This window comes from Oleiphilus sp. HI0132, from assembly GCF_001635845.1.
Map to the genome: position 1 here is coordinate 1 of NZ_LWGJ01000122.1, position 944 is coordinate 944.

Below are 944 nucleotides of genomic sequence, written 5' to 3' on the forward strand. Positions count from 1 at the left end.
GTTTTGATCGTTCTTTGGGTCTTCGTTTAGGGAGAATACGTTCTTCTTATGGTTTTTATAATGAGACTCGGGATATTCCCCATACCCGAACGGGTGTGGTGATGCCGCAAGCCGTTTATTTTGACATGACTCGTAACTCCTTTTATTCCGCTGATGGTGTGGAATTCTTTGGTTCTTATGACCTATCTGGTGAGCCTTTAGCATTTCAACTTTTCTTGAGCCAGCCTGTTGCTGATAAAGATGAGTTGGAAGAGGCCTCACAACTTTCTCCAAGCAAACTCAAAGGAGATCGTAGCCTGTTAGCCAAAATAATATATGGAGAAGAGTTTGATGGTTGGCGTGCCTCCATAACGTACTTCAAACCAGAATACGAAGTATCAGTTGAGTTTCCTGCAGGTGACGACCCTTTGCTTATGATTGTTGAACCTGACGCGTCATTTTACTCCGAAAATATCGTGACATCACTTGAATACAACCAATTCCAATGGTCTGTCACGTTTGAGTATTTGCGCCATAAATTCCAGACTAATATTCCGGCACTGGCAAGCGAGGCTGTTAATGATTTTTATGAAGAAGCTTATTACTTGCAGAGTGTTTATCGTTTTGATGAATTCTGGGAAATGTATGCTCGCTATGAACAAACAAAGCTGAGGGGCTCGTCAGACCCAAAGAGCTCATTTGACGATGCTAATTTTGGTCTGGCATTTAGACCTGATGAGAACTGGCTTCTTCGCGCTGAGATTCATTATATTGAGGGTTACTCGAGGTTGTTTAGTCGTGATAACTCGATTTCAGACGAGCAGGATCCATACTGGACAGCAGTTCTTTTTCAGCTCGCCTATAGGTGGTAGTAGATGATTGACGAGACATTACCCTCAGGATGGAAAGACAAAGGTTTTAACATTAATTGGCAAACGTTTGGAGCGATTAGCCTTGTATTCACA

1 protein-coding gene is annotated in these 944 nt (G+C 42.4%); it reads left to right on the top strand.

The genetic code is table 11. The annotated features are described in order from the left end of the window. A partial coding sequence (locus A3766_RS30095) for a hypothetical protein (RefSeq protein WP_068641529.1) occupies window positions 1-851 on the top strand: 851 nt, incomplete at its 5' end. Between the last annotated feature and the right edge of the window lie 93 nt (window positions 852-944).